The following is a 21,644-nucleotide window of genomic DNA, read 5'->3' on the forward strand; positions in this document are numbered from 1 at the left end:
ATAAAATAATCAAATATATATCTTATGGATTTATTTGTAAAATTATAATTATATATTCTGTAATAAATCAATATATATTTAATTAATTACAAAAAAATTATAACTCTTACTAAACTGTTAAAAAACAAGAAAATTCAAAGAAGATTTAGCTGAACACCTAAGGCATATTATTTAAAAATCAAATCAATTTTATGGAAATAATGAATAACAAAATAATAACACTGTTAGGAGCTATTTAAATTTTTAACAACTCATAACAGTGTTTTATACTATTTATTAACTTTTTATAACGTACAACCCTATGTTTAGAATTATTCTTCAACCTTTAAAAATGGAAGTTTTATATCTCCTAAAAGCTTACTTAAGATTTTTATACTGAAAGGATATATTAAAATTAAAACTATTGCTATACTAATATATAAAATCGGTGATTTTTCCAACATATAAAATCTTCTACCTATAGAAATAAAAAACGGTGCTATAAAAAGAATGCTCATTAAGGAATTTAAAATAACTTTAAATTTATTTAAAGGTTTTGATATTTCTAAAAGTAACATTAAACTACACCCTCCTATAACTATAGTAGATAAAGTTCTACACTGCTCTAAATTAAGTCCTTTATTCTTCGCAAGGATAAATATAAGTACAGTTATAAGACTTATATATATACCACTAGGTATGGCAAGACTTATGGCTCTTTTTAAAAATCCTTTTTTAACTATAGAATTATTGGGTGCCAAAGCTAAAAAGAAGGATGGAATTCCAATAGATACAGATCCTATTAATCCCAGCTGTATTGGCATAATTGGATATGGAAGAAATAAAACACAAAATAATATAGCTAACAATAATGAATATACTGTTTTAGAAAGATATAAATTAGCCACCCTCTCTAAATTATTAATAGTTCTTCTTCCCTCCAAAACTACCTTAGGAAGAGCTGAGAAGTTAGAATCTAATAATACTAACTGAGCCACAGCCTTAGTTGCATCTGAACCATTTGCCATAGCAATCCCACAATCAGACTCTTTTAAAGCTAAAACATCATTTATACCATCCCCAGTCATAGCAACAGTATGACCTTTACTTTGAAGCGCCTTTACAAATTTTTTTTTCTGGTGAGGAGTAACCCTCCCAAAGACAGTGTTACTATCTAATATATCTGAAAGCTTTTTTTCATCATTACCTAATTCCCTAGCATCTATATATCTTTCTGCATTTCTAACTCCAGCCTTTTTTGCTACTTCTGATACAGTAATTGGATTATCTCCAGATATAATCTTCACTTCTACACCTTGCTTATGAAAATATTCTAGGGTTTCCGGAGCCTCTTTTCTTATAACATCATCTATTAAAATTAAAGCAGCAGCTTCTACTTTATCATTATCTAAGATCTCTTCAATATTGTCACTATTATACCTCGCAAAAAGTAATACTCTATTCCCCTTTGTGGCAGCTTCCTCAACTTTTGATTTTACTAAATCGTAATTATCACCTAGAATAGATTCTGGTGCCCCAAGAATCCAAATTCCTTCATCTAAAAAAGTAACTGAACTCCATTTTTTATCAGATGTAAATGGAATTTTGCTTAATACTTCTATATTATTCTTATTATTATACCTATTTAAAATAGCGTCAGAAGTCTGATTTTCATTAGGAAAAGAATGAATAAACCCATTTAACATATCCTCAATATAATTTATATCTTTACTATTAATAAGAGGTATTAAATTATTCATCTTCAATCTTCCTTCTGTTATAGTTCCTGTTTTATCTAGACATAGAATATCTACTCTTGCTAAGACTTCTGTAGCTGGTAATTCTTGTACTAGTGTATTCCATTTGGAAAGTCTAACTACAGCCATAACTAAAGTAAGACTTGTAAGAAGTATAAGCCCTTCCGGAACCATTCCAATTATTCCTGCTACAGAGCTTATAGCTGCATCTTGCCAGCTTTTTTGATTAAACATAATTTGCATCGTTAAAAGTAATATTCCAATGGGAAGTATAAACCATATTATCATTTTAAGTATTTTATTTACAGAATATAAAATTTCTGAATTAATACGTTTAAATCTTTTAGCCTCAATAGATAAACTAGCAGCATATGTATTAGATCCAACCTTTGTAACCCTTGCATAACCAGAACCTTTTTCTACAAAACTTCCTGAAAATAAATCATCTCCATCTTTTTTTATAACCCTATCTGACTCACCAGTGAGCATGGATTCATTCATCTCCACATTATTTCCTTGAATTAATTCTCCATCAACTAAAAGTTGTATTCCTGGAGTAAGTAAGATAATATCATCTAAGACTAAGTGTTCTGCTAAAATAATTTCTTCTTTTCCATCTCTTAAAACCTTAGCTTTTGCAACATTAACCAATGACATTTTCTCTAAGGTCTTTTTTGCTCGCACCTCCTGAACTATTCCAATTACAGTATTACTCAGTATAACTCCGGCAAAAAGTGCATTTTTAGGAGACCCAGCAATAATAACAATTATGGCTAAAACTAAGTTTATAGCGTTATATATAGTAAATAAATTTGCTCTTACAATTTCGCCAAAACTTCTAGAGGGATTCTTTGGGGGCGTATTAATTTTTCCTTCTCTAACCCGTACATCTACCTCTTCTTTAGTTAATCCACTTACCTTACATTCATCCTGTTTTTTATCTATCATATATACCCCTCCTTATTACTTATTATTTTAACTCTTTTCACAAAAAATATTATATCATTTCTATTAAATATACCTTAAAAATACCTTAATTTTCATACAATGATAAAATTAAGGTAACATATTAAGTTGTTAGATTAAAACTCATGAAATTTTTATAATAATAAAACCTCAATGAAATTTCATTGAGGTTTTATTATTATAAAGTATCGATTACTTCTATATCTTCTTCATCTTCTTTTAACTCTTCATAAAAAGCTGCTAAAGAAGCATTTATATATGGTATTAAGAAAAGAATACCTACAACGGTTAAACATGCTAAGATTCCCCATCCTATAAAACTTAACATTAAAGTAAATAATTTAAGGCAATTCCCCTTCATCATGCTAACGCTTTCTTTTATAGCATCTACGCCCCCTATTTCAGGGTTATCTGCATATATAAAGTATGTCATAGAGTATCTTAAGATTACAATACTAAAAATAACAGAAACTAACAATATAACTAATGCAATTATTATAATAGACGTAATATTTAAGCTAGTAAGACCACCACCAGTACTCACTAAAGCAGATATTATCAATATAGATGCTGGTATAGAAAATAATATAAACCATAATATTGTGTATATTGTAACTAATAGATTAGCAATAAAAGTACCTCCATAATGTTTAAATCCTCTAAATAGATCAGATACCCTAGTTTCTTTTTCATTTAATATATTAAGAAAAAAATGACATATTCCAAAAGAAAATGCACCTGCAATAAACAGATTAATTATACTAACTATTAATGAACCACTTGAACTTGATGGTGTTGTAGTGTTGCTAGAATTTATATACTTATTTATACTCATCCCAATATTAAGAGATGCAGTAAAACAAAAATACAAAAAGCAAACTAAGATAGATATGCCCCATTTGCCTTTTAATGCTTTTCTTGCACTAGCCTTAATTTCTTTATTAGATGGTAAACTTTTACTCATCATCACTAATCCCCCTTAACTTGTTTACATTACCTATTGTTATGATTTATATTATATTATATTATATTAATACTTTATTTTCAATATTAATAATTTATTAATAAGCCTGAAGTTATAGAAAAATCTAATTACTATACACATAATTACACTTAACTTTTTGTTTATATTAATAAAATTCCCTAGTTATAAGTTAATTTATATATACATCTAATTATGCTAAAAAATAAGAAAATCACCATAAAGTATAGCGATTCTCTTATTTTAAAATTCTTATTTTATATAAACATTAGTTCCATTTGGTATATTATCGAATATCCACTTTGCATTCTCTGTAGCTAATCTAATGCACCCATGAGAGGCTGGTCTACCTAATGTATAGTCTAAAACCTGATGGCTTGGATTCATTGGATAAGAATGAAATAAGTAGTTCCCATAAAAACTTACCCAATATTTAGCACCTGCTTTAAAGTTTTTTGTAAAAAACCAATTTCCTCTAGAGCTAACTCTAAATACTCCACTAGGGGTTGGAGTACCACTAAGTCCTGTACTACATTTCATAGTATTTGATACACTCCACGTATTTCCGCTTCTATTAAGCACACTTACCTCTTGTTTTCCCTTATCCACAAACAACAAATAATTTGAACCACTGATAAGTTCGTTAGAATTTACAAATTCTTGAACGTTTCCAACACCACTTGCAGCTTCCAGTTTCCTCCTAGCCTTTTCTTCTGCTGCTCTTCTTTTCCTTTCTTCTTCAATTCTTTTTTTTGCTTCATTTATTTCTTTTTCTTTATCTTTCAATTCTTTCTCAGAAAGTGGAATTTTATTTTCTCTTAAATAAGTCATAGCATCATTTACATCTTCTGATTTTATAAGTTTGTCCACCTTTTTAAGAGTGTATAACTTATAATCATTTAATAACTTTTCTTTAAATGATTTATTCTTGTTACTTTCATATAAAGAAATAGATTGGTCTATACTTTTCAAGGCATTTTTAAATTCTTTTTTGTTAAGAAATTTTTCTGCTTCTAAATAAGCCTTCTTAGATTCTTCCTTATTTTTAATACTTTTTTCTAAATTATTTATCTTATTTAAATCAATATTTTTGTACCCTTTAAGATCATTAATAGTTTTGTTAAGTTCATCAGCCTTTATCTTATCATTTAAATACTGATCTTGTAAGTTACTTAAATTCACCTCTAAATAAGACAAAACATCTTTATGGAATTTAAATCTTTTATAAAAAAACTTATTGTGTTTATTATTGTATATTTTCTTAGCTTCATCATATTTTTTTTCATCATAAGTTTTTTTGAATGTTGATACTTCTGATGCCACAGTATCTTTTTCATAATAAATTAGTCCTATACTAATTCCTAAAACGGTTATCACTGGAATTAGTATTTTAAATATCTTTTTCATAGCACACTCCTAATTTATAAAAATAATTAAAATTTCACTATACATTATAGTATATATGAATTTATATTTCTATAAATTACACAAGTTGTATGCAGATTGTAACCTTTTATTCCAAACTTCTTAATCCTTTTACATAAAATGTATTTATTATTTAATCTCTTAAATCAATTACTCTTTTAGCCTTATGCACTACTCTTGGAAGTTTACCTTTATCTAGAACCACTACATCTTTGGGTCTTATACCTAGATGAGCCTTAATTTTACTATTTATTTTTTCACTTAAATATTTCTTATCTAGACCTACATCGTCAGATTTTTCTACTTCAACGCTAAATTTGGTCATATGATTTTCCGTGAAAACCCTTATTCGATATTCCCCAGTTAATCCTTCACATTCTCTTACGATATATTCAATATCACTTGGAAACACATTCACCCCAGAACAAGTAAAGACATCATCTAATCTTCCTATAATCCTGATCCTTTTGTGAGTTCTACCACATTTACATACATCATTATTATAAGTTACTATATCTCCTGTCCTAAATCTAATCATTGGACGTGCTTTCTTCTTTAAAGTTGTTAAAACTAGCTCCCCCTTTTCTCCAGGGCATACCGGTTCTAAAGTATTAGTATCTAGTACTTCTACCAGTATTTGATCTTCAGCTATGTGAAGACCATTTTTTTCACTACACATACCAGCACAAGCTCCAAATATATCTGATATTCCATAAAAATCATATACTTCTGCTCCCCATAATTTCTCGATAGCTTCCCTTGTAGACTCTATGGAACCCCCTAGTTCTCCTGCTACTATTATTTTTCTTATACTTAAATCCTTAGCTGGATTTATTCCCTTATTTTTTGCAGTTTCTCCTAAATACCAAGCATAGGATGGAGTCGTCCAAATAATTGTAGGTTTATATTGAGATAATATAAATAAAAGTCTATCGGAAGGTACAGTGCCTACCCAAATGCATAATGCTCCTAGATTTTGCGCTCCTATTACAGTTGGCCCTCCAACAAATAAAGAAAAGTTTAAAGCATGAATATATCTATCGTCCTTTCTCATTCCCATTGCATAAAATAGTCTACTTTCTATATTTTGAAACTCATCAAAATCCTCTTTAGTAAAAGGACTTATAGTTGGAAGCCCTGTAGAGCCACTAGAAGATGATATAAACACCACATCTTCTTCACTTACTGCCACCAAATCTCCTAATAAGGGTTTTCCCATCTGACTTTCCCTTTCTATTCTCTTATTAATAAAAGGGAATTTTCTTATATCTTCTAGACAATGTATATCTTCTGGTCTAATATTTGATTTATTAAAACTTTGCTTATAATACTCAGAATTTTCATAAGCAAAGTTTATCTCATCTTTTAAATATTTAAGTTGTAACTTTTCTAGTTCATCTCTCTTCAGGGTTTCGATCTCTTTTTCCCAATAGATTCTTTGATTATTCACTTTTATCACCCCAAATATAAATTAATATAATAAAAAGTACTACAAATTAAAATAAAGTAGTGTTTTTATTATATTATTATTATTATTTATTGTGATAAAAAATTGGCTAATCAAATAATTAATTTATGTAAAAATGTCCCCCTTCTGAAAAGTACCTCTAATTCTTTTATTGAAAATTATTTCTGACTTATAAATTAAAAATGTTTTTTAAATTTACTGATACTATATTCTCCCTTTATAATAGACAGCTAAAATAATAAAACTGTTCAATAAAGAAAATATAAGGCGTTATAAGGCTTATTTTATCATCTTTATTCTTCCTATATTTTATCCTAACAAGCTAAGAAAATTTTAAAACTATTGCTATTAATAAAATATTCATTTTTATAATTTAATATACGACGACAAAATTATGGCAAAACAAAAAACACCAAGTATAAAACTTAGTGTTCTCAATGATACGAGTAACCCTATAAGCCAGGTTATGTTTTATAAAAAGTTTATATTCAGCTATATATTATTATCTATTTAAATGTTGGTAATTATATCTTTAGAGCATATATCGAATTATAATATATTATTTAATCTTATTTCTTTTTTTCACAAAAACACCTTATTTAAAACACTTCCTACAACGGGTATATTTTTGCTTTTTAGCATTTTTAAGTGATATCTTTTTAGCTTTTTTAGGCTTCATGTTTCTACATTTAGGTTTTGAATGATACTTGTCACTACTTTTTGATACCCACACCATAGCTTTAGGTGTAGGCTTTGTTTCTTCTGACTTATTTTCAAGAGTATCTTTTTTAGATATAGTTGGTATTACTACTGTAGTGTCGTTCCTATCTTGTTGTTTAGAACTATTATTAGCCTTAATAGTATATCCAGTATAACTTCCAGGATTACAATTAAATTTTATATCTTTCCCATTAGATATTGCTACTACTGTTCCATTTTCATCAGTTCTATAAACTTTTATATCCTTATATTTAAGCGTATTCATAACTCCTTGATTGGGGTGTCTATACTTATTATTTTTGCCAACAGAGATTACAGCGTACTTAGGATTAACCTTCCTTAAAAAATTAGCAGCTGTTGAAGTTTTACTTCCATGATATCCAACTTTCAGTACATCAGCCTTTAAATCAAGCCTCCCCTTTATCATATCCATCTCTGAAGTACCTTCAGCATCTCCAGTAAATAAGAAAGAATTTTTTTCATAAGTTAATTTAATAACTATAGAGCAATCATTTTCATTATCATAAATTTGCTTAGGAGCTAACACAGTAAATTTAGCATTTCCTAACTGAAAACTTTCATTTACTTGTGGTTGTTTAATTGTTAATCCCTTATTTTTAACTGCATTTAATATACTTTCCAAGGTTTTAGTTGTTGCAGTTTTTTTAGGCATAAATATATTACCTATTTTAAAAGAATTTATAACATAATCTAAACCACCTATATGATCTTCGTGTAGATGTGTCCCAATTACATAGTCTAAAGTAGTTACACCTTGTTTTTCTATATAAGACTTTACTAACTCTGAATCACCATTGTTACCAGCATCAATTAGCATACTCTTATCACCTTGCTGAATTAATATACTATCACCCTGTCCAACATTTATATAATGAACTTTGAGTTCTTTTGCAGCGTTACTATGCTCTGCATTCTTGTTTATGCTAACAGATTTATCTTTCGTAGCACATCCACCTAAAAATATGGAAGATACCATAAAAATAGCTAACAACAATGATGAAAGCTTGCTTCCTCTTTTCATAATTCCACCCCTAATGTAAAAATATTTAATTCATATATACCTATAATGATAAATACTAAGAAATAGTGAAAACTAAACCATTATATGATATTCCTCTTTTATATAGTCAATAAATTTATCTCTTTTATATACATTACTTACTCCAAAACCACTTTTATTGATATTATTTTCTTTTCTAATTCTATGACCTTATTGCTGAGTTTTATTGCTAGAAATAAATTGATATCATATGATCATATAAAAAATAAACTTTCTTTAAAGCATAATATTAAATTTACAGAACCAGTTCTACAACACTTAGGTTCTTTTTTTATTGTACAATATCATGAAAAATAAGACAAGTATTGTATATTTACATATTATTTTGTAATAAATAAAAAGACAAGAGTAATTTACAATAACTAACTATAAACTATTCTTTTAATTATCCCTTAAAATTTTCTATTGTATTTTTAGTCTCTGAATAGAATTCACCTGCAATTCCCTCCTTAATTCCTAATCCACTATAAACAATTCTAGTAACTATTCCTAAAATTAAATTTAATATTGGTATTAACTTAGAATTAAGCTCTAAACGCTTAAATACTTCTGATAATCTCATTACTATTGCTACCACCAAACCAATACTTGTTAAATCCATATATCTCCTCCTTAAAATAGCTAAAACTTTTCAATTTGAGTTATATTAACTTATTTTTATTTAGACATATAAGACTCTACAGATGATTTATACTATTCTAAATACAATATTTAATAGAACACTAAAACTTAAATTAATAAAAGATAATCCTTGTAAATATATAGAACGGCCTAAACGTGATAAATTTATTCCATATGTTTTAACAATAGGGGAAATACCATTAGAACTTGGTTTGCCACGTGGTGAATTAGGTGCTTAGAATAGTCAAATGTAAATTTTAAAGAAAATACAATTATAATAAAAAAGATGACACTCATAAATTAAATAATTTATTAAGGTTTTAGGGTATGGGGAAAGTATGGCAAAATAAAAAAACACCAGGTATAAAACCTAGTGTTCTCAATGGTACGAGTAACCCTATAAGCCGAGTTCTGTATTAAACAGTCATCTATCTAGGCCTATTGTTACCAATAAGCTCAAGCGATTCACCCGGAGACGGGACGGGCCGCCCCATAATGTCTCCCTATTCGATCTTGCTCCAGATGGGGTTTACATAGCCACATAGTCACCTATGTGCTGGTGAGCTCTTACCTCGCCTTTCCATCCTTACCTAGAAAACTAGGCGGTATATCTCTGTTGCACTTTCCTTAGAGTCGCCTCCACTGGGAGTTACCCAGCACCCTGCCCTATGGAGCTCGGACTTTCCTCTCCTGCTAAGATAGCAGCAGCGACTGTCTGGTTTACTCGCACTAACTATGTTATCATATAAAGATTAAAAAATCAAAAGGTTTGTTTTTGTTTTTTTGTATATATATTGAAGTTATATATACTTATACGTATCTTTTGTCTTTTCAGATAATATAATTTTATTTTCATATCCTAATTTTTTTAAATTCTTTTGAAGAATTTTACTTACAACAGCCATAGCTGGCCATTCTGTATTAAAATGACCTCCATCTATTACTGATACACCCTCTTCACAAAGATCAAGTACATTATGATAAGTTGTATCTCCAGTTATTATACATTCTGCACCTAATGATTTAGCCTTATAAAAGAAATCTGATCCACTTCCATTTATTAAAGCTATACTTCTTATTTTTTTGTCTAAATTACCACTATATTTTAAAGTTTCTATATTATATGCAATTTTAACCTTTTCGCAAATTTCTTTTAAAGAAATCTCTTTATCTAATTCTACCAATCTCCCGATACCAGAATTTTCTCTTAAATCATTTTTTTCTATTATTGAGTATTTTTTAAAACCTAGTAATTCCATAGCAAAATCATTTAATCCGTCAGATACGGAATCTAGATTAGTGTGGGCAGAATACAGCGCTATATTTTCTTTTATTAGCTTTATTATTTTTCTCCCCTTTACTGTTTCTGAAGTTATAGATTTAGGTTTTATAAAAAGCAATGGGTGATGTGATATTATAAGATTACAACCATTTTCAATAGCCTCCTCTATAACTTCCATGGTACAATCTAATGAAATCAAAATAGATTGTATTTCCATATCAGTATCTCCTACCATAAGTCCCACATTATCATAATCCTCTTTTAAGTTAGTTGGTGCATACTTTTCCATAATCTTAATTAACTCTCTAATGGTCAAAGTCATATAAACAACTCCTTAATTTACTTATTTTAAGGTATAATTCTTTACATCTTTTTTTTGAGTTTTCTGTATCACTTTTTATATAGCTTGCAATCTCTTCATATTTTTTAATCAAATACTCTACATATTCCTTAACTGTATTATCTCTTTTATCTAATAAAAATTTACTTACTTCATAGTATATAGGATCAACTTGTATAATATCTTCTGCATATTTTATTTTTAGTACTTCATAAAATTTACCTTCTTCATAGCAAATCTGTTCATCTATAATTTTAAAGCCCTTTTCATAGATATACTTCCTAAATACGTCTGCATTTTGTACTGGTTGGACTACTGCATAATCTAAAGATTTAAATTTTTCAAGATCACATTGTATTATATCTTTTATTAAATCCCCACCCATGCCAGCTATTATGGCACATTGAACTTCTCCTTTACTAATAACTTTAAAACCGCCTCCAAGACGAGTTGCTATTTTTCCATCCAAGGCTTCTCTTTTAATATTCTTAACTGCTTTTTCTATAGGTCCTATATTTATATCTCCAGCTATAGCAAATTTACATATATCATTTTTAATAAGATAAATTGGTATATAGGCATGATCTGTTCCTATATCTACTATAGAATCTACATTTTCTATAAAGCTTGCTATAGCATATAATCTTTTGCTAAGTTCCATTTAATCACCTTCAAGTTATAAATATAATGATAATATTTTAAATTGCATTACTGTAAATGTAATTGCAACTACTAATGCAATATATATATATTTGTATGAAGACTTCCTATCATATTTTGCATTTATACTAGATGCAAAATACATACAAAATAATAATGCTAAATTTAAGGAACCATAAATCATCTGTTGAAAAGCAAACTGTTTCCCCGTACCAAATTTTGTGGGGTTAAATCTTGCGTCAAATCCAATTGGCATAGTATAAGATATACCGCCTTTTAAATAATATATAAAAGGAACTATAATCATAATAAAAGATAATATAGATGTAATTACTAAAGGAATCATAAATATTTTATCCTTGTGTAAACTTACTTCTTGAACTGAACTTTTCACATCATGATCAATATACTTAACATTACTATTCTCTAATGCTTTTCGAAATCCTTCCACTTCTTTTGGGGTTATAGCAAAATTCATTTCTTTTGTTAAAATGTATATAACCTCATCTTTAGAAGTTATATACATTCTAGTAGTACCTAGTCTTTCTATATAACATCTACCTATTGCAAAATCACTAAAAATTACTCCTGATAATTTTATACCATCTATTTCCTTTTCAACTTTATATCCTATTATGTCTTTAAAATCTATGGTAATTTTTTTAATTCCAGAATAACCTTTTATTATTACAGATTTCTCATTTATTTCATAATTTAAAGTCATACCAAAAATTATATAGTAAATTTCATACAAATCAAATATAATTAATGATATCTTAATTATCGTCCACAAGGTGTAGGATGCTAAATTCTTTGTAATATAAATTAATATGATATTTAGTATTATAAGAGTCATAATCATAAAATAACTCATAAAATTTTTCTTAGGTTTATACATTCTCAACACCTACCTTTTAAAGTTACATTCTAATTTTACAATATTTGTATCTTTATTTCAAGTAGTTTTAATAGCTTTTGTAAATAAAAGTAAATAAAGCACCACTATTGATGGTGCTTTTATTAATCTAAATAATCTTTTAATTTCTTGCTCCTACTTGGATGTCTTAACTTTCTTAATGCTTTTGCTTCAATTTGTCTTATTCTTTCTCTCGTTACATTGAACTCTTTTCCAACTTCCTCCAAAGTTCTAGCTCTTCCATCATCAAGTCCAAATCTAAGTCTTAACACTTTTTCTTCTCTTGGAGTTAATGTATCTAAAACATTAATTAATTGTTCTTTCAACATGGTAAAAGCTGCCGCTTCTGCTGGTGCAGGTGCATCATCATCTGGTATAAAATCACCTAAGTGGCTATCTTCTTCCTCACCTATTGGTGTTTCAAGAGAAACCGGTTCTTGTGCTATCTTCATTATTTCTCTTACTTTCTCTACAGGCATTTCCATTACTGTAGCTATCTCTTCTGCTACAGGATCTCTTCCTAGTTCTTGTAGTAATTGCCTTGAAACTCTTATAAGCTTATTTATAGTCTCTACCATATGAACTGGTATCCTAATAGTCCTAGCTTGATCTGCTATAGCTCGTGTAATTGCTTGCCTTATCCACCATGTTGCATAGGTACTAAATTTAAATCCTTTTCTGTAATCAAATTTTTCTACAGCTTTAATAAGACCTAAATTCCCTTCCTGTATTAAATCTAAGAATAACATGCCTCTTCCTACATATCGTTTTGCAATACTTACTACAAGCCTAAGATTTGCCTCTGCTAGTTTTTTCTTAGCATATTGATCTCCCTCTTCTATTTTCTTAGCAAGAGATATCTCTTCTTCTAAACTAAGTAAAGGAACCTTTCCTATTTCTTTTAAATACATTCTAACTGGATCATCAATTGCTATTCCTTCTGGTATAGAAATATCTATTTCCTCTTCTTCCTCTTCTACATTACCTACAACATCTATATTCATACTTTCTAAGACTTCATATATTTTTTCTATCTGTTCAGGTGTTATATCTACTTCTTCTAATTCATCTACTATTTCTTGATATGTGAGACTTCCTTTTTTCTTCCCCTTTTCTATAAGACTTTTAACAACTTTCATTTTTTCTGTCTTATCCTTCATGCAGTTCCCTCCTTTCGTAGATTTATAATCTTCTAAGTTCTTCATCGATTTTTGAAAGTTCTTCAACATACTTTAGTGTTTCTTCAAAAGCTCCACTTTCCTCAAAATGTTTAATTTTACCCATAACTTGCCCCTTCGACTCCTCTAACTTTGATTTTTTTATTTCTTTCAAACAATCATTTATGAAAATCTTCTTACTTTCCTCATCTTCTAATGGTAAGAATTTAAGTTCAATAATATTAATCCATTCTTTAGCACTTTCTGCATCTTGACATGAAAGTTCTATCCTTCTTTTTAATTCTTCAGACTCTAAATCTTTATTTTCTAATGCAATATTAAAAATTCTTTTATGAGCATTATTAATTATATTTTCTGCATTTAAATTGTTAATTATGTAGTCTAAACCTACCTTATTAACCATCAACTTCAATAATGCTCTCTCCGCTCTCATATAAGGTTCTTCTTTATATAATTTTGCTCTAACATCACTAGAATTATTCACATATTTAGTATTTTTTGTGTCTTTATGTAATTTTTCGTTTAAAAAATCATAAATAGCATCTTCACTAATATAAGTTTCATCAGCAATCTTTTTTATATATAGATTTCTCTCTACAGGATCTAAATTAATTAAAATTTCGCTAATTTCTTTTATAAAATTTGAAAGTGATTTCTCATCTTTAAAATTTGTTTTTTCTTTTGCTTTATCAATTTTATATTGAACTAAAGGAATTGAATTTTGTATAAGTTCTAAAAAGCCTGCTTTTCCATGACGCCTCACATAATCATCTGGATCCTTTCCTTCTGGTATGTGCACTACTTTAATACTAAAACCTTCATTTAATAATATATCAAGTCCCCTTAAAGTTGCAGTTTCACCTGCTACGTCTGCATCGTATGCTATGTATATTTTATCTGCGTATTTTTTCATTAATTTAGCTTGCCCAGTAGTTAATGCTGTCCCTAAAGATGCCACTACATTTGTAATCCCAGCCTGATGTAGAGATATACAATCCATATATCCTTCTACTATAATTAAACTTCTTTTACTATTATTTTTTATAGCAAAATTAAGCCCATATAGATTTGTGCCCTTATTGAAAACTTTAGATTCTGGAGAATTTAAATACTTAGGTTTTGAATCATCTAAAACTCTACCACCAAATCCTATAACTTTTCCTGTTGCATTGAATACTGGAAAGATGACTCTATTTCTAAATCTATCAAAAAACTTATTATTCTTACTCTTAATTATAAGTCCTAATGAATATATATCTGATTCAGAATACCCCTTACCTTTAAGATACTCATATAAAGAGCTCCAACTATCTTTTGAATACCCAAGCCCAAATTTTGCAATGGTTTTTCCCGATAATCCTCTTTCATTCAAATATGATATAATTCTTTTATTATTTTTTAGGTTTTGGAAAAAATACCTTGCAGATTCGACATTTATATCGTAGAGTTTTTTATTAGTATTCTTGACTTCTCCTCCGTTAGAAAATGAAATTTGTATATTAGCCCTATCAGCTAATACTTCACAAGCCTCTGGAAATGATAAATTCTTCGTCTTCATTAAAAAAGTAATTACATTACCAGCCTCACCACATCCAAAGCATTTAAATATTTGTTTATCTTGTGAAACTGTAAAAGATGGAGTTTTCTCATGATGAAAAGGGCACAGTCCTATATAATTTCTCCCAGCCCTCTTAAGCCTTATACTTTCAGAAATAATATCAACTATATCATTCTCTTCTTTTATTTTTTCAATTATATCCTCTTGAATAAGCAAAAAACTACCACCTAGCCTTTAATATATTAATATTAGTGTGATTTATAATATATTCGACAAAAAAAGTGATTTCCCTTCTTTTATTCTAATTTAAATTAAAACTCTTTGTCGTATATATATATTCTTTGTCTTATTAAAAAAACCTTTATTTTTATAATTATTTTCTTTCTATTCTTTCCCTTTTTTCCTAAATACTATGCAATTTTTTTATATAAATTAAATGTTTTATGGGTTAACTTAATTAATCGTACTATATTTATTCTAGCTTAGATATCTTATTCTATATACCAAATAAAAATTCCTTTTTATAATTTGTGATAATCCACCTGCTTATATAATATGCTTATATAGATATTGTTTAAAGGAGTTGATTATATGCCTCATAAGGCTTCATTATACACTACCTGTTCCATATTATCTCCAGAGAACATAGGTAGAAGAATTCTCCCCTTATATAACTTAGAAGGATCAACTATAGAAGATATTAAATTTAAAAATACTGATAAACAAAGAGCAGTTTATAAAGTTACATCTGACCAAAATACGTATTGCTTAAAAAAAGTTTATTATAATTCATCAAGGCTTCTTTTTGTTTATTCAGCTATAGAGTGGTGGTATCAATTTAATATTAATGTACCTAGAATACTTCCCACCAAAAACAATTCAAGATATGTAAATTATAACGATATGCTATTTATTTTAACTCCATGGATTGAGGGTGAAAAATGCAACTATGATAACAATGATCATATAAATTCCATTATGCCTAATCTAGGTAAAATGCACCATGTTGCCTATGATTTTTTCCCTATACCCAATAGCCAAATAATAAACTCTTGCAACATTCTTTACAACTCACTCCATAAACATTGGCAAAATATTTTGCAGTACTCCAATTTAGCTTTTAATTATAAAGACTCTTTTTCAAAACTATATATTGAACACTTTAATACTTTTAGTAAACTTGGAGAAATATCTTCTTCTATTTCTTATGGAATAAACAATTTAAACTTAACTAAAAGCTTATGTCATGGAGATTATGTAAATAAAAACATAATTTTTTATGGAAATTCCCCTGAGGACCTATGGGTAATTGATTTTGATAAAGTATCCCTTGATTATGTTGCTCATGATATTTCCTATGCTCTAAGAAGAATACTAAAACGAGATAGTACTAAGTGGAATACTTCTCTAGCTATATCTCTTTTAAGCCAATACAACGCCAAAAACAAGTTAAATATAGATGATTATAGATATATTTTAGCTTATTTAAGCTTTCCGCAAAAATACTGGAAAATATCTAGAGATTATTATAGAAATATAAAAAAATGTAACAAGAAATCCTTCTATAAAATTTTAAAAAAATCTGTATTATATGGTGCAGATCAACTAGAATTCTCTTTAAATTTAAAATCTTATATAGAAGATAAATTTGGTGAAAAAATATAAGAACAGCCTCAATGGACTGTTCTTATATACTATCTTGGATTTTTAATTTGTGCTTGAGCTGCTGAAAGTCTAGCTACAGGAACTCTATAAGGCGAACATGATACATAATGAAGTCCTGTTTTATGGAAGAATTCTATAGAACTTGGATCTCCTCCATGCTCCCCACAAATACCTAACTTTATATCTTCTCTTTGCTTCTTACCTAATTCAACTGCCATTTCAACAAGTTTCCCAACTCCATTTTGATCTATTTTTTGGAATGGATCTTGCTCGTAAATTCCCTTATCATAATAATCTACTAAGAATTTACCTGCATCATCCCTAGAGAAACCAAAAGTCATTTGAGTTAAATCATTAGTTCCAAAAGAGAAGAATTCCGCATCCTCCGCTATCTCATCAGCTGTTAATGCTGCTCTAGGTATTTCTATCATTGTACCTACCTTATATTTAAGAGTTACGCCTTCTTCTTTTATAATATTATCTGCAACTTGACATACAATAGCTTTTATATATTTCAATTCTTGTAATTCTCCTATAAGAGGAATCATGATTTCAGGTTCTATATTATAACCTTTATCTTTTTTTACTATAATAGCTGCTTCTATTATAGCCCTTGTTTGCATTTCTACAATTTCAGGATATGATACTGCAAGCCTACATCCTCTATGACCCATCATCGGATTAAATTCATGTAGTGAACTTATAGTTCCTTTAAGTTCTTCAAAAGTAACTCCTAGTTCTTTTGCTACATTTGCAATATCTTCATCCTCTGTTGGTAGAAATTCATGTAGTGGTGGATCTAAGAATCTAATGGTGGCTGGTCTTCCTTCTAAAGCTTCATATATTCCAATAAAATCTTCTCTTTGCATTGGAAGAATTTTTTCTAGAGCTTTTCTTCTTTGTTGTTCTGTTTTGGATAATATCATTTCTCTAACAGCAGCGATTCTATCTTCTTGAAAGAACATGTGCTCTGTTCTACATAGTCCTATACCCTCTGCACCAAACTTTATAGCTTGTCTTGAATCTCTTGGTGTGTCAGCATTAGTTCTAACGGAAAGTTTTTTTATGCTGTCTGCCCAAAACATAAATGTTTCAAAATACCCACTAATCTCTGGTGCTTTAGTTTTTATGGCTTTAGGATACACTTTGCCTGTACTTCCATCTAAAGAAATATAATCGCCTTCTTTAATGATTTCACCGTTTACTTCAAAGAATTTTTCTTTTTCATTAACTCTTATAGCTCCACATCCAGCAACACAACAAATCCCAAGACCTCTTGCTACTACTGCTGCATGTGATGTCATACCACCTCTTACAGTTAATATCCCCTCTGCAGCTATCATTCCTTCTATATCCTCTGGAGAGGTTTCAAGCCTTACAAGTATAGTCTTTTCCCCTGCATTATGGTGCATCTTTGCATCTTCTGCTGTAAAATACACCTTACCATAAGCAGCCCCCGGTGATGCAGGTAAACCTTTTGCTATAGATTTAGCATTTTCTAACTCTTCTTTAGCGAAGTTTGGATGTAGTAAGCTATCTAAAGATCTTGGATCAACTTTTAATATAGCTTCTTCTTTTGAAATAAGCCCTTCCTCTACTAAATCTACGGCTATTTTTAAAGCTGCTTGAGCTGTTCTTTTACCATTTCTTGTTTGTAAAAAATATAGTTTCTCTTGTTCAATGGTAAATTCCATATCTTGCATATCTTTATAGTGCTGTTCTAAAGACTTAGATATATTTATAAACTGTTCATAACAGTGTGGAAGATCTCTTTCTAGTTTTGAAATAGGTTCTGGTGTCCTAATACCTGCAACAACATCCTCACCTTGAGCATTTATTAAATACTCACCAAAAGTTATATTCTCGCCCGTAGAAGGATTTCTTGTAAATGCAACTCCTGTACCACTGTTGTTACCCATATTTCCAAATACCATTCTTTGAACATTTACTGCCGTACCCCAATCACCAGGTATATCATGCAACCTTCTATACACTATAGCTCTTGCATTATTCCATGATTCAAAAACCGCATTAACTGCGCCTATTAATTGTTTCATAGGATCTTGTGGAAATTCTTCTCCAACTTCTCTTCTATATAATTCTTTAAAATATATAGTTAATTTTATAAGATCATCTTCATTTAATTCTGTATCGAATTGAACACCTTTTTCTTCTTTTACTTTATCTATAATTCTTTCAAAAGAACTTTTTTCAAGCCCCATTACAACATCTGAAAACATTTGAATAAATCTTCTATAAGAGTCGTATGCAAATCTTTTATTTCCTGTAAGTCCAACTATAGCTTCTACAGTTTCGTCATTTAATCCTAAATTTAACACAGTATCCATCATTCCTGGCATAGAAACTCTAGCACCAGAACGAACAGAAACTAACAAAGGATTAGTTTTTGAGCCAAATATTTTACCTGTAACCTCTTCTATCTTTTTCATAGCATTTTTAATTTCTTCTACTATGTTTTCTGATAATTGTTTTCCATCTTCGTAATATTTCATACAAGCATTTGTACTTACAGTAAATCCTTCTGGTACTGGTATACCTAACTTAGTCATTTCAGCAAGGTTCGCTCCTTTTCCACCTAAAAGGTCCTTCATAGATGCATTTCCCTCACTAAATAGATACACATACTTATTTTTTTCCATAGTGCCAACTCCTTATTTTATTCATAGTTTATTATGATAAATTAAGAGAATTTAGCCCAAACCCAGGGAACATATTTGCCCCACCCAAATTAAATTTTACCCATTCTCACTTAAATTAATTAAAAATCTAGTAATATTAGTTTTAGAAACTTTTCCAACCACTTTGTTGAAATCCTTTCCATCCTTTTTAGATACTCTTACCACTGGTAAGCTATCAACTTCATGTGTTATTATTTTTTTTGCAGCATCATATACACAATCTTCTTCTGATATAAAAATTATATTTGGCATTCTAGTCATTATTATTCCTATAGGGACTTTATGCATATCAGTTCCCCCCATAGCTATTTTAAGAAAATCTTTTCTAGATACAGCTCCAACTAAGCCCTCTTCCTCATTTTCAATAAATAATGTACCAACATCATTTAAAAATAATTGAACTATGCCATCATAAACACTACATTCTTCCTGGACTAAAGATACATTACTCATAATCTCTTTAGATTTCACACCTTTTAAATGATCATAAATTATACTATAAGAGGGTTTTTTTGAGTATATATATCCAACTTTAGGTCTCGCCTCTAATATACCTGTCATAGTTAAAATAGCTAAGTCTGGTCTTAGTGCAGCTCTAGTTACATTTAATTTCCCAGCTATTTTTTCGCTAGTAATTGGCTGATTTTCTTTTACTAATCTAATTATTTCTTCTTGCCTATCTGTTAATTTAATCTTTTTCACCCTCTTCCACGGAAGCTTCTTAATATTTATTGCTTGTTTTGTATTTAATTTTATTATAATGTATTATTACTCATATTACAATATATATTATATACAATATTAAGTTAATAATGTAACATAATAAAGTTTTTTTTATTTTTATTGCATACTTTAAACAAACTAAAATAAAATAAAAAGAAAGGAACCTTTATGATCAGTCCTTTCTTTTATTATTTAGATATTATTTTTCATCGTCTAAAGAAGATTCATTGTTTTTCGTAGAACTATTTTCTACTGGTTCTACTTTTACTTCACCCTTGTTTTCCGGGATTGGATCTTCATCAAAATTCACTGTATAGGAATATGTTTTGTTTCCTTCAGTATTGTTCTCATCATCATTGAATTTTCCTTTAATATCCTTTGTAAACTCATTCATCTTATTTTTTGCATCATCAACTACATTTTTAATTACAGTATTTACAACTTCTACAGTGCCATCTTCTTTTGTAATTTCTATGGTAACTTTAGTTGCAATTGCTGCTATAACCCCTATACCTAATATGGCAGGAAATATCATACTAACTATTCCAGCTGCTATTCCAGCATTAACCGGTATATCAACAATTACTCTAGAATCCTTTTTAACTTTAATTCTAGTAACATTTCCTTTTTGTATCATATCATTGAGCCATTGCTTAAATTCATCTTTTGTCCCTAAAAATTCACTTATTTTTTCTTTTGAATTGTTTTTAGTTTGTTGTTCTAAATAAACTAAGGTATCTACTACACTTCCATTACAAAGTTCAAGTGCTTCTTTAGCTTCAGAATAGTTAACACCTGTTCTTTCCCTAATTATGTCTATTTTTTCAAGAGTTATATTTTCCATTTAAATCACTCCTTAATAATATAGTTAAACATTTCTAAACTTTTCGGTTTTCTAGAATAAACTTCTAAAATAAAAGATTTAGTTAATGTATATAATTCTTTTTTACCACTCTTATTTACATTTAATCTATGGATTTTCTCTAGAGGAAGATTAATAACGTATCTTAATATATTATAAGTAGAATTTGAAATTTTAATACTATTTTCTCTCCTACACTTTCTACAAGTAACCCCAAAATTTTCCGCACTGATATTGTTTGACATTTTTAGTTGTTCACCACAATTAGTACAACGGTCTAGGTTTAGAGCATACCCTGTATTAAATAGTAGTTTTATCTCAAAGGTTCGTATTAAAACTTCTATGTCTCCTACTTTATTTTTTATTAAATAGTATGCTGTAACTAAATCCTTAAAAATTTTGAAATTCTTTTCTTCTTCTACCAATGCTATATCCACAAGTTCATTTAAATAGGAGCAGTATGTAAGAGTTTCTAAATCATGCATGAACTCTTGGAAAGAGTGTATTAGCTGTCCTTCATTTACTATATAAAGACTTCTTCCTTTATACAGTATATAATCACTGAAACAAAATGTTAATGTTGAAGATGCAAGATTGCTTGTTCTCTTTTTTACACCCTTAGCAATGGCAGAAATTTTTCCAAAGTCTTCTGTATAAATCCAAAGTAATTTGTCATTTTCTTTATAATCTTGAGTTTTTAAAACTACTCCTCTAGTTTTAAATGTGCTCAGAGAAATCATCTCCTAGTTCTATTATAAATTA

At 28.8% G+C, this 21,644-nt stretch carries 16 protein-coding genes and 1 other RNA gene; 1 reads left to right on the forward strand and 16 read right to left on the reverse strand.

Annotated features, from left to right (window positions below):
• Window positions 1–311: 311 nt before the first annotated feature.
• The 12 genes from FGL08_RS07780 to dnaG all read right to left on the reverse strand — a co-directional run bounded on the left by FGL08_RS07780 (window position 312) and on the right by dnaG (window position 15,149).
• Window positions 312–2,684, reverse strand: coding sequence for a cation-translocating P-type ATPase (locus tag FGL08_RS07780; protein WP_138210249.1), 2,373 nt, complete (start codon window positions 2,682–2,684; stop codon window positions 312–314).
• Between the two features lie 196 nt (window positions 2,685–2,880).
• A complete protein-coding gene (locus FGL08_RS07785; protein WP_138210250.1) occupies window positions 2,881–3,669 on the reverse strand; it encodes a DUF975 family protein in 789 nt (262 codons plus the stop codon).
• A gap of 267 nt (window positions 3,670–3,936) precedes the next feature.
• On the reverse strand, window positions 3,937–5,091 hold the full coding sequence (locus tag FGL08_RS07790; protein WP_138210251.1) for a L,D-transpeptidase: 1,155 nt from the start codon (window positions 5,089–5,091) through the stop codon (window positions 3,937–3,939).
• 151 nt (window positions 5,092–5,242) lie between these two features.
• Complete coding sequence (locus FGL08_RS07795) at window positions 5,243–6,559, reverse strand: phenylacetate--CoA ligase family protein (protein ID WP_197733546.1); 1,317 nt, start codon at window positions 6,557–6,559, stop codon at window positions 5,243–5,245.
• 613 nt (window positions 6,560–7,172) lie between these two features.
• Window positions 7,173–8,339 carry a ComEC/Rec2 family competence protein gene (locus tag FGL08_RS07800; RefSeq protein ID WP_138210252.1) on the reverse strand — a complete coding sequence of 389 codons (1,167 nt, stop codon included), beginning with the start codon at window positions 8,337–8,339 and terminating at the stop codon, window positions 7,173–7,175.
• Between the two features lie 424 nt (window positions 8,340–8,763).
• Window positions 8,764–8,979, reverse strand: a complete 216-nt coding sequence (locus FGL08_RS07805) for a hypothetical protein (RefSeq protein WP_138210253.1) — start codon at window positions 8,977–8,979, stop codon at window positions 8,764–8,766.
• A gap of 404 nt (window positions 8,980–9,383) precedes the next feature.
• Window positions 9,384–9,726: RNase P RNA component class A (rnpB, locus tag FGL08_RS07810), an RNA gene on the reverse strand.
• A 73-nt stretch (window positions 9,727–9,799) separates the two neighbouring features.
• Window positions 9,800–10,603 (reverse strand): Nif3-like dinuclear metal center hexameric protein, encoded by an 804-nt coding sequence (locus FGL08_RS07815; protein WP_138210254.1) that lies wholly within the window; start codon window positions 10,601–10,603, stop codon window positions 9,800–9,802.
• Window positions 10,587–11,282 carry a tRNA (adenine(22)-N(1))-methyltransferase gene (locus FGL08_RS07820; protein WP_138210255.1) on the reverse strand — a complete coding sequence of 232 codons (696 nt, stop codon included), beginning with the start codon at window positions 11,280–11,282 and terminating at the stop codon, window positions 10,587–10,589. The genes FGL08_RS07815 and FGL08_RS07820 overlap by 17 nt, the downstream gene beginning before the upstream one ends.
• A 15-nt stretch (window positions 11,283–11,297) precedes the next feature.
• Window positions 11,298–12,179 carry a PH domain-containing protein gene (locus FGL08_RS07825; protein ID WP_138210256.1) on the reverse strand — a complete coding sequence of 294 codons (882 nt, stop codon included), beginning with the start codon at window positions 12,177–12,179 and terminating at the stop codon, window positions 11,298–11,300.
• Window positions 12,180–12,301: 122 nt separating this feature from the next.
• Entirely contained in the window at window positions 12,302–13,357 is a 1,056-nt protein-coding gene (gene rpoD, locus FGL08_RS07830; RefSeq protein ID WP_138210257.1) for an RNA polymerase sigma factor RpoD, read from the reverse strand.
• A 22-nt stretch (window positions 13,358–13,379) separates the two neighbouring features.
• Complete coding sequence (dnaG, locus tag FGL08_RS07835) at window positions 13,380–15,149, reverse strand: DNA primase (protein ID WP_138210258.1); 1,770 nt, start codon at window positions 15,147–15,149, stop codon at window positions 13,380–13,382.
• A 375-nt stretch (window positions 15,150–15,524) separates the two neighbouring features.
• On the opposite strand from dnaG, the gene FGL08_RS07840 reads away from it, so the two are divergent.
• Window positions 15,525–16,598, forward strand: a complete 1,074-nt coding sequence (locus FGL08_RS07840; RefSeq protein WP_138210259.1) for a CotS family spore coat protein — start codon at window positions 15,525–15,527, stop codon at window positions 16,596–16,598.
• Between the two features lie 29 nt (window positions 16,599–16,627).
• On the opposite strand, the gene ppdK is transcribed toward FGL08_RS07840, so the two are convergent.
• The 4 genes from ppdK to recO form a co-directional block, all read right to left on the reverse strand.
• The gene (ppdK, locus tag FGL08_RS07845) at window positions 16,628–19,258 is read right to left on the reverse strand and encodes a pyruvate, phosphate dikinase (RefSeq protein WP_138210260.1); all 2,631 of its coding nucleotides are present in this window, start codon (window positions 19,256–19,258) and stop codon (window positions 16,628–16,630) included.
• Between the two features lie 96 nt (window positions 19,259–19,354).
• Window positions 19,355–19,999, reverse strand: a complete 645-nt coding sequence (ccpN, locus tag FGL08_RS07850) for a transcriptional regulator CcpN (protein ID WP_138210261.1) — start codon at window positions 19,997–19,999, stop codon at window positions 19,355–19,357.
• A gap of 220 nt (window positions 20,000–20,219) precedes the next feature.
• Window positions 20,220–20,864 (reverse strand): DUF4342 domain-containing protein, encoded by a 645-nt coding sequence (locus FGL08_RS07855; protein WP_138210262.1) that lies wholly within the window; start codon window positions 20,862–20,864, stop codon window positions 20,220–20,222.
• Between the two features lie 5 nt (window positions 20,865–20,869).
• Complete coding sequence (gene recO, locus FGL08_RS07860) at window positions 20,870–21,622, reverse strand: DNA repair protein RecO (RefSeq protein ID WP_138210263.1); 753 nt, start codon at window positions 21,620–21,622, stop codon at window positions 20,870–20,872.
• Window positions 21,623–21,644: the final 22 nt, after the last annotated feature.

This window comes from Hathewaya histolytica, assembly GCF_901482605.1.
Lineage (GTDB): Bacteria > Bacillota > Clostridia > Clostridiales > Clostridiaceae > Hathewaya > Hathewaya histolytica.

What these genes read in the sequence shown, in the direction of transcription:
- FGL08_RS07780 (WP_138210249.1), bottom strand. Translation starts at nt 2,684, where the DNA reads ATGATAGATAAAAAACAGGATGAATGTAAGGTAAGTGGATTAACTAAA.
- FGL08_RS07785 (WP_138210250.1), bottom strand. Translation starts at nt 3,669, where the DNA reads ATGATGAGTAAAAGTTTACCATCTAATAAAGAAATTAAGGCTAGTGCA.
- FGL08_RS07790 (WP_138210251.1), bottom strand. Translation starts at nt 5,091, where the DNA reads ATGAAAAAGATATTTAAAATACTAATTCCAGTGATAACCGTTTTAGGA.
- FGL08_RS07800 (WP_138210252.1), bottom strand. Translation starts at nt 8,339, where the DNA reads ATGAAAAGAGGAAGCAAGCTTTCATCATTGTTGTTAGCTATTTTTATG.
- FGL08_RS07805 (WP_138210253.1), bottom strand. Translation starts at nt 8,979, where the DNA reads ATGGATTTAACAAGTATTGGTTTGGTGGTAGCAATAGTAATGAGATTA.
- FGL08_RS07815 (WP_138210254.1), bottom strand. Translation starts at nt 10,603, where the DNA reads ATGACTTTGACCATTAGAGAGTTAATTAAGATTATGGAAAAGTATGCA.
- FGL08_RS07820 (WP_138210255.1), bottom strand. Translation starts at nt 11,282, where the DNA reads ATGGAACTTAGCAAAAGATTATATGCTATAGCAAGCTTTATAGAAAAT.
- FGL08_RS07825 (WP_138210256.1), bottom strand. Translation starts at nt 12,179, where the DNA reads ATGTATAAACCTAAGAAAAATTTTATGAGTTATTTTATGATTATGACT.
- rpoD (WP_138210257.1), bottom strand. Translation starts at nt 13,357, where the DNA reads ATGAAGGATAAGACAGAAAAAATGAAAGTTGTTAAAAGTCTTATAGAA.
- FGL08_RS07840 (WP_138210259.1), top strand. Translation starts at nt 15,525, where the DNA reads ATGCCTCATAAGGCTTCATTATACACTACCTGTTCCATATTATCTCCA.
- ppdK (WP_138210260.1), bottom strand. Translation starts at nt 19,258, where the DNA reads ATGGAAAAAAATAAGTATGTGTATCTATTTAGTGAGGGAAATGCATCT.
- FGL08_RS07855 (WP_138210262.1), bottom strand. Translation starts at nt 20,864, where the DNA reads ATGGAAAATATAACTCTTGAAAAAATAGACATAATTAGGGAAAGAACA.
- recO (WP_138210263.1), bottom strand. Translation starts at nt 21,622, where the DNA reads ATGATTTCTCTGAGCACATTTAAAACTAGAGGAGTAGTTTTAAAAACT.